7 protein-coding genes and 1 tRNA gene are annotated in these 8,387 nt (G+C 32.3%); 1 reads left to right on the forward strand and 7 read right to left on the reverse strand.

What is annotated here, in order from left to right:
• Positions 1-6: 6 nt before the first annotated feature.
• The 4 genes from B8T70_RS05275 to era all read right to left on the reverse strand — a co-directional run bounded on the left by B8T70_RS05275 (position 7) and on the right by era (position 6,084).
• Positions 7-2,754: an outer membrane beta-barrel protein gene (locus B8T70_RS05275; RefSeq protein WP_086894169.1), complete on the reverse strand. Its 2,748-nt coding sequence runs from the start codon at positions 2,752-2,754 to the stop codon at positions 7-9.
• Between the two features lie 175 nt (positions 2,755-2,929).
• A complete protein-coding gene (der, locus tag B8T70_RS05280; protein WP_039111450.1) occupies positions 2,930-4,240 on the reverse strand; it encodes a ribosome biogenesis GTPase Der in 1,311 nt (436 codons plus the stop codon).
• A 375-nt stretch (positions 4,241-4,615) separates the two neighbouring features.
• The gene (locus tag B8T70_RS05285) at positions 4,616-5,113 is read right to left on the reverse strand and encodes a DinB family protein (RefSeq protein ID WP_165763192.1); all 498 of its coding nucleotides are present in this window, start codon (positions 5,111-5,113) and stop codon (positions 4,616-4,618) included.
• 89 nt (positions 5,114-5,202) lie between these two features.
• Positions 5,203-6,084, reverse strand: a complete 882-nt coding sequence (era, locus tag B8T70_RS05290; RefSeq protein WP_039111452.1) for a GTPase Era — start codon at positions 6,082-6,084, stop codon at positions 5,203-5,205.
• Positions 6,085-6,201: 117 nt separating this feature from the next.
• Here era and B8T70_RS05295 point away from each other — a divergent pair.
• Positions 6,202-6,274, forward strand: a tRNA-Met gene (locus tag B8T70_RS05295).
• A gap of 216 nt (positions 6,275-6,490) precedes the next feature.
• On the opposite strand, the gene B8T70_RS05300 is transcribed toward B8T70_RS05295, so the two are convergent.
• From B8T70_RS05300 to B8T70_RS23780, 3 genes are all read right to left on the reverse strand, one after another.
• Complete coding sequence (locus B8T70_RS05300; protein ID WP_086894171.1) at positions 6,491-7,234, reverse strand: restriction endonuclease; 744 nt, start codon at positions 7,232-7,234, stop codon at positions 6,491-6,493.
• 138 nt (positions 7,235-7,372) lie between these two features.
• Positions 7,373-8,182, reverse strand: coding sequence for an ImmA/IrrE family metallo-endopeptidase (locus B8T70_RS05305; protein WP_086894172.1), 810 nt, complete (start codon positions 8,180-8,182; stop codon positions 7,373-7,375).
• Positions 8,169-8,387, reverse strand: a 219-nt coding sequence (locus B8T70_RS23780; RefSeq protein ID WP_165763193.1) for a hypothetical protein, incomplete at its 5' end; no start/stop codon positions are given. The genes B8T70_RS23780 and B8T70_RS05305, both read right to left, overlap by 14 nt.

The raw sequence follows: 8,387 nt of genomic DNA on the forward strand, positions 1-8,387 counted from the left end.
TCCCTTTTACCCTTTTCTCTTAGATCCTTTTTTATCAGATGCAAAATTTCCAATTTTATACGATAGAGAAAACATTACATATCGTCTTAAAACAGTATTTTCTTCATCACGAATAGATGTCGCCGAAATTGTTCTTGTGGCGCTTTGGTTTTGGTTTAAAAGATCGTAAACTTTTACTTTCACAAACATTTTCTTATCCAATATTCCATAAGACAGACTTGTATTCCATAGAAAGAAATCCTTCTTAAAATCACTCGAAATATTAGAGTTGTAAGTGTATCCAAAATCATTACCAAAAACCAAGTTTTCTGGCCAATATGTTGTTGCTTGCAAATTAATTTTATGAATCACGTTAGAGGTCGCATCTCTAGAATAGTTCTCATACGTTGTTTCGTTATAAGAAAAACTATATGATGGAGCAATAGTAAGCAACTCACCATAATCGTATGATAAATATACTTTTGGCGTAATTGCAGTAGATTTAGCATTGTACAAAACCGCATTTGTATATCCTTTATCAAAAGAATAACTACCATTTAATCCTAGACCATATCTTAAAACATGAGCATCTTTTTTTATAGACTGGTTCCAGTTACCTCCTGCATTAATAGCATAAGTTCCCGAAATATTAGTGTAAGTAGTCGTTCTTTTTCCGCTATCATCATAAATTGAAGTCGAAACAACATCATTTTTATAATAATCTCCCCTTACAAACAAACTATAACCGGATCGTGTTCGGAAATCAAAATTCCTAAAATTAAAATTAGCACTATTTTTCTCAACAGGATTTAAATCTGGATTTCCTATTATAGTATTCAATGGATTACTCAGATTCAAGACAGGCAATAACTGAGTCGAAGTAGGAAGCGCATTAGAATAATCATACTTAAATGATATATTTTTTGACTTACTAAACTTGTATCTAATTTGGAAATCACCATAAGGCAATGCATATCTTTTATTTAAATCTGTTTCTTTATTTAGATATAAAGAGTGATTATCATAATCGACAATTGCTGTTCTGGAATTCACGTTTATGGTAAACTTATCTTTCTGCCAAGTAATACCAACTTTAGGACTAATCGAATTTTGTTTGGAGGTTATATAATTCGTCAATGATAAATTTAAATCCGAATACGATTCTGTAGTTGGATCAAAATTGAATGTTTTTTCATCATTTATAGTATTTGCCAAATCAAAATTTGATCCAAATCTTACTCTCAACGAATCAGTTATAGGCTCTGTATATTCCAGATCTAACGAGTAAGTATCACTAACAGTATTCTTTTTAGTGTTTTGATTTCTCTGATCGTTAGGCTTACTGTCTTGATAAAAAATAGTTTCCGAAAGATTTAATGCGTCCGAATCATTACTTGTATTATTATTAATAAATACCAAACTTAGGTTACGATGCTTTCTCTCAAAATTTTTATTGAAGTTAATAACATTACTAAAGTTAGTATTGGTACTTTCTGAATAGGATTTCGAATTACTTTCGTTTAAAGATTCCCCGTTTCCATCTTCAGAAAAGCTAGATGAATCTGAATTGTTATTAGAACGAGACTGGCTAAGCTTTGGCGAAACAAAAATTTGAGTAGTTGGGTTAATTTTATACTCTAACTCAAAATTTACATTGTTTCCTGTATTCTCATTTCTTGTGTTCGAATCTGAACTGGTTATAATATTTCCTGTAGGCAAAAAACTAGTTTGATCAGACTTACTTGCGTTTTTATTAACCGTATTAGAGAAATCATAACTCGCCGTAGCTTCCAAATCTTTAGACCATTCATCAGAGTAATTAAAGCCCAGCAAGTTCGATTGTGTGATTCCTTTACCACCACCAGAAGAGTTATTACTTAATCCTTTACTATTTCTTCCTCCTCCCATATTATCAAACACATCATCCATAGAGAATCCCGTAGAATTAATATTATTAGAAGAAGCCAAAACACTAATTTTTTGTTTATTATTAAAAAAATTCATGATAAGGCTACTCTCATATCTATCGTCAGAGCCATAACCGCCAAGAATCTTCCCAAAGAAACCTTTATTTTTCTTTTCGTCTATAGTTAAGTTTATACTCGAATAATCCGAAGTTGATTCTTGTTTAGATAATTCTTCTTTTTTGGTTTTAAAATCAGAAACCTGAACTTTTTTTATAATATCAGCAGGCAAATTTTTCAAAGCAATCGCCCCATCTTTATCAAAAAAAGCTTTCCCATTTACCAAAAACTGAGTTACTTGTTTTCCGTTTACAGTCACCTTACCATCATTATCTACATCTACGCCTGGCAATTGCTTCAATAAAGCTTCTACATTCGAGTCTGGGCGCACTTTATACGAAGCTGCATTAAACTCTAGCGTATCTTTTTTCATTGTAATTGGTGCCGCTTCGCTTTTTATAACCACATTATCTAAGGCATTTACGTTCTCGAGTAAATACAACTTCCCATAATCCTTACTTGCCAGTAATCCTTTTTCCTCCTCATAATACGGCTGATATCCCATGTAATTTATCTTCATAAAAACAGGTTTATCGTATTTCTTAGTATTTATGCTAAAAAAACCATTCTTATCCGTCGTTGCATATTCAATTATAGTCGAATCTTTAACTGTGGTAAAATAAACTGTAGCCAGTTCCAGTGGTAATTGCGTATTAATATCGATGACGGTTCCCTTTATAACAATGTCATTTTGAGCACTAGCTGTATAACCTAAAATAAAAAACAAAACAAAAGAGTATAATCTAAACATGAAAAGGTTTTTTAATACTATAAGACCAAAAAAAAGGCCAAAGGTTTAACTATTTATCATCTATTTTCAAACTTTACAAACCAGCCTTGCAAACAAAGATAATCTGCCAAAAGAAAACGCAGTAAACATACATTAATTGTATAAAAAAATCCCGATTTCTCGGGATTTCTGTTTATTATTTCTCTCTGATATAAATATCGATTGGCACTCCTGAAAAGTCCCAATTTTCTCTAATCTTATTTTCAAGATATCTTTTATATGGTTCCTTAACATATTGTGGCATGTTAGCAAAAAACACAAACTGAGGCGTAGGTGTTGGCAACTGCATACAATATTTAATTTTCACATATTTTCCTTTAGTCGCTGGTGGCGGGTAAGCTTCGATCACCTTCAACATAAATTCATTAAATTTAGATGTAGGTATTCTTTGTTGTCTATTTTCATAAACCTGAACCGTAGCTTCTAATGCTTTCAATAAACGTTGTTTCGTTAAAGCCGAAACGAACAAAATTGGCACATCAGTAAAAGGCATTAATTCTTTTTTGATCTTCTCTTCGTAATCACGAGTCGACATCGTATCTTTTTCAACCAAATCCCATTTGTTCACAAGGATTACAACACCTTTACGGTTTTTCTCAGCCAACCAGAAAATACTTTGATCCTGACCTTCAAATCCACGAGTTGCATCGATAACCAAGATACAAATATCAGCATGCTCAATTGCACGAACTGAACGCATTACTGAGTAAAACTCTAAATCTTCCTTCACTTTAGCCTTACGACGGATTCCCGCAGTATCAACCAAGTTAAATTCAAAACCAAAACGGTCAAATTTAGTATCAATTGCATCACGAGTAGTTCCCGCAATATCTGTTACCATAAAACGTTCTTTACCAATAAGTGCATTGATAAAACTAGATTTTCCAGCATTCGGACGTCCTACAACAGCAAAACGTGGTAAAACCACTTCTTCCTGAACAGGTTCTGGTTTTACAGGGAAAGATTCGATTAAAGCATCTAATAAATCTCCTGTTCCACTTCCCGAAATACTAGCAAACGTATAATATTCACCTAAACCAAGGTTATAAAACTCAATTGCATCTTTCTCACGCATTGCGTTATCTACCTTATTTACAGCAAGTAAAACCGGTTTTGTAACTTTACGCAACAAACGAGCAACAATGTCATCCATTGGTGTAATCCCCTCTTCTACATCTACCACAAAAATAATAACATCAGCCTCATCAATAGCCAATTCTACTTGTTTGCGGATTTCTCCTTCAAAAACGTCATCAGATCCGCGAACGTATCCGCCGGTATCAATAACCGAAAATTCTTTTCCGTTCCACTCGCTTTTACCATAGTTTCTATCACGGGTAACCCCAGATACTGAATCTACAATAGCTTCTCTTCTTTGTATCAGCCTATTAAAAAGGGTTGATTTCCCTACATTAGGTCTTCCTACTATCGCAACAATGTTATTCATTTGTGTAAATTTTAGATCCTGGATTCTAGATTTCAGATTTGTAGTTCCCTAAAAACCTAATCACTTGTAATCCAAAATGCTTTATTTTAATTTTTTGCAAAGGTAGTCTTTTTTAGTTTGCAGTTATCAGTTTTAAATATTCAGTAAAAAAACTGCTAAAACTGTAACTTCAAACTGAAAACTGACTACTTTTATTAGGAGCTCTTTCCTGCTATCCGCTTCAAACGAAGTTCACTGAACTCCGCTTTTAAAAATACATAAAGTAAAGTAATCTTTTGTTCCGCTAAAGGAGCGTCACAAAAGGATTTCCACTACTATCAGGGCTAGACTTTCGATTAAACAATTAACCGATTCAACGATTAACCTTTTTTACAATTAACCAATCAGTGGTAAATATTTTTCTTCAATAAAATCCAAATGATGAATTTGATGACCAATTATATTAAACCCCATTGCCAATACAGACATTCTATATTTCCAATTAATTCCTGTTTTCTGCAAGTCTTCAGCATCAAAACTCTTAAACAATAATGCTGTCGCTCGTCTTACAGCAATTAACTCATCAATGATTTCAGTTATCGATTTAGAATTTGCTTTAGATTTTCTTGCTATTTCATCTTCATCAAAACTTATAACAAAATCCTCCTCACCTCTTGCAAATCTCAAAGTCCCTGAACATAATAATCTTTCGATATCAGTAATATGCTGGATAATTTCATTGACTGTCCATTTACCTTCCAGATATGTTTTCCCTTTTAATGCTATAAAAGTGGAAATATCCAACAATTGTAATTGTTCTATACTTTTCTCAAAAGCTTCTTCTAGTTCTATATCTTCAACAAGATTTATATATCTGTCAAAGTATTCTGACATAGGATTAATATCCGATTTTATCATCAACTTTAGATTATACGTTTAAACGATTCCCGATTAAACAGTTAAACGATTAACCAAATCAACATTTATTGGTTATACCCAAAACGTTTTAGCATATTAGCATTACTTCTCCAGTTTTTATTCACTTTTACGTATAGTTCAATGTGAATTTGTTTTCCGAAGAACTTCTCTAAATCCGCACGAGCTTCCATTCCCACTTTTTTCAAAGCAGCACCTTTATGCCCAATGATAATTCCTTTTTGCGTATCGCGTTCCACCATAATCAAAGAACGAATACGGATGATATTCTCATCTTCAAAAAATTCTTCGGTTACAATTTCTACTGCGTATGGGATTTCTTTACTATAATTCAATAAGATTTTTTCACGGATAGTTTCGTTTACAAAGAAACGTTCCGGCTTATCTGTCAATTGATCTTTTGGGTAATACGCTGGCGATTCAGGTAATAATTCGATGATTCTACCAAAAACCTCAGGCACATTAAAGTTTTGTAAAGCCGAAATTGGGAAAATCTCAGCATTAGGAACTTTAGCTGTCCAGAACGCAACTTGCTCTTCTAATTGTTCCTGATTCGAATTATCGATTTTATTCAATAACAATAGAACTGGAATTTTGGCATGTATGATTTTATTAAAGAAAGCTTCGTCTTTTAGCTCCTGCTCCCCTATCTCTACCATATAAACTAGGATATCAGCATCTTCAAAAGCCGATTTTACAAAGTTCATCATCGATTCCTGCATTTCGTATGCTGGTTTGATAATTCCCGGAGTATCAGATAAGATTAACTGAAAATCCTCTCCATTTACGATTCCTAGGATTCTATGACGTGTAGTTTGTGCTTTAGATGTTATTATAGACAATCGTTCTCCAACGAAGGCATTCATTAGTGTTGATTTTCCAACGTTTGGATTTCCGATAATGTTTACGAAACCTGCTTTATGTGACATTTGTGTACTATTTATTCTGCAAAGGTAGTCATATCAAGTCAATACAGAAAATAAAACATTTTTTAAAGTTTTTGTTGAAATATCCAATAATTGGTTATACCTTTGCACCCGAAACAACGCGGGATAGAGCAGTAGGCAGCTCGTCGGGCTCATAACCCGAAGGTCACAGGTTCGAGTCCTGTTCCCGCTACTAAGACAAAGCTTCAGAGAAATCTGGAGCTTTTTTTTATTATACTAAAATTCGATTTAGATTGCGGATGCGAAGTCAGGAGACATTCGCACAGCACTCGCTACAAATTTATCTTTTGCAAGAACTCTTCGCAGAGCAGGGGACCGAGTTTTCTCTACCAAGTATGAATTTTCTTCATGAAATAACAACTTCTACTAAGACAATTTTAGTTTAATCTTATCGACGTAATTTTTCTTTAAATAATTTGTCAAATTCAATTAGTCCTTGGTTACAAACTTTTTCTAAATAAAGAAAATAACTTTCGTATGAATCGAAATTTATATTTAAATCTCTCATAGAGTATGGGAAAAGTTTATCAAACATTTCAATGTCAAATTCTTTTGTTTCTTCATTTTTGTAATCAATATTTCCCGTGGCAAAAACAGGGTTAAAGTATTTTTCCGTTAAGTAGTAGTATTTTTCAAGTTTATCTTGAGAAAGTTTAGAAAGTTGTTCTTTAAAAAGCACTATAAAACCTACACCAACATAATCATATAAAGGTTTTGTCGTCTTAGAAATGGCAATTAACTTTTTTCTGATCCATTCTGCCCTAAAAGTATTTTCAAATTCAGACCAATTAACTAATTGAACATTAGTATTTTTAATTGCTTCAAATGCCCCGCTCTGAAAGCCAATTTTTGAAATTATAAGCCCGTAATTAGCTCCATAGTCATTTATAACTGTACGAAAAGAGTGCACAACATGTTTCGGAACTTTTTTTTTCCAGAATTTACATTCACAGATAATTACGCTTCTAGACACTTGGTTACTTATTTCTGCATACACATCAACATTAATTTTTTCCCTCACCGTAATTATGTCTTTCTCTGTTTCGCATAGATAGCCACATACAGTTAAAATCTCGGCAACTTTGTTTTGTAAATCTTTCCATGTTTTTGGTTCATTTTCGTATATAGTCATTTATTTTATATGAGTTTTTCAAAGATTTATAAAAGTCATTTTTATGCATCATATCAATCTAGCTTCGAACATGTGTATTCAATAAACAATTTGTAATATTTAAATAATTGCACAAAAGATTAGAAGCAATGATATGCCTTATTCTTCCCAAACTACGCTTATTATAGTTTTAAGTTGCTTGTAAGGAATGCAATATTCAAAAAAATCACTATCCTCCTCTTCATCTTTTAACTCAAACCATGTCGATTTATAAATTGATTGCGCTTTATCTTTACCTGAATATAAAAAATCATATTTACCATCAATATATTCTTGGGCAACAGAGTCCTCGGGAGGAGATAATTTAGTAATTTCTTTAATCTTTATCCAATAACCATCTGACTTACTCCAATATTTAACTTGACCATTATTAATAAAAACAACAAATAAGGGATAGATATTTAATGATAATAATCTATAAATAATTGAGGTTAAACTGGTTTTGAATCTTTCTGATAATTCTTTTACTAAATCAGGAGAGAACTTTTTTTTAAATGCAGCTTTCCGGATTATATCTTCCGGCATTAAAAGCTCTGATGCAAAATCGTTAGCTTCCCATTCCTGAATTCCTTTTTTTGCTTGCTGCTCTGCATTATTAAACCAGTTTAGTGTATTAGATGTTTCATCGTGAATTTCTAAATCTAGTTTGTCATGTAGTAAAAAATGCCCGATTTCATGGGCGACAGTAAACCTTTTTCTCTCTTCAAACTGAATATTGGAGTTTACTTTTATTAATGTTTTGGAATTACCTCTGATAATTTTACCGTCCGAACTTGGCAATTTCTCTTCTATTAATGTTGCTCCAAGTCCAGCAACAAAAATATCCAAAGGAATATCAGTTATTTCATCGAAGCCAATTTCTTCTAATAGTGCTTTAGCTCTATTTGAACCTCTTCTATTTCTGATCATTTTCCAATTGTTCCAGTAGTTCTAATAAATTTTGATCTTTAATAATTTCTTTAATTTCATCAATTCCTAGATTATCTAAATTTCTATATTGTACATGAAATTGATTATTTGCAATTAAAGATTTTAAATAACTAATTGGTTTGTCAATATTTTTCTCGATTGCATTTTGTAGTAATGCAGAAGCTTTTTCTAATAAATCGGTATC

Origin of the sequence: Flavobacterium sp. AJR (genome assembly GCF_002156885.1) — a bacterium.
Taxonomy (GTDB): domain Bacteria; phylum Bacteroidota; class Bacteroidia; order Flavobacteriales; family Flavobacteriaceae; genus Flavobacterium.

Coding starts and splice junctions, on each gene's coding strand:
- B8T70_RS05275 (WP_086894169.1), bottom strand. CDS start 2,754: ATGTTTAGATTATACTCTTTTGTTTTGTTTTTTATTTTAGGTTATACA.
- der (WP_039111450.1), bottom strand. CDS start 4,240: ATGAATAACATTGTTGCGATAGTAGGAAGACCTAATGTAGGGAAATCA.
- B8T70_RS05285 (WP_165763192.1), bottom strand. CDS start 5,113: ATGTCAGAATACTTTGACAGATATATAAATCTTGTTGAAGATATAGAA.
- era (WP_039111452.1), bottom strand. CDS start 6,084: ATGTCACATAAAGCAGGTTTCGTAAACATTATCGGAAATCCAAACGTT.
- B8T70_RS05300 (WP_086894171.1), bottom strand. CDS start 7,234: ATGACTATATACGAAAATGAACCAAAAACATGGAAAGATTTACAAAAC.
- B8T70_RS05305 (WP_086894172.1), bottom strand. CDS start 8,182: ATGATCAGAAATAGAAGAGGTTCAAATAGAGCTAAAGCACTATTAGAA.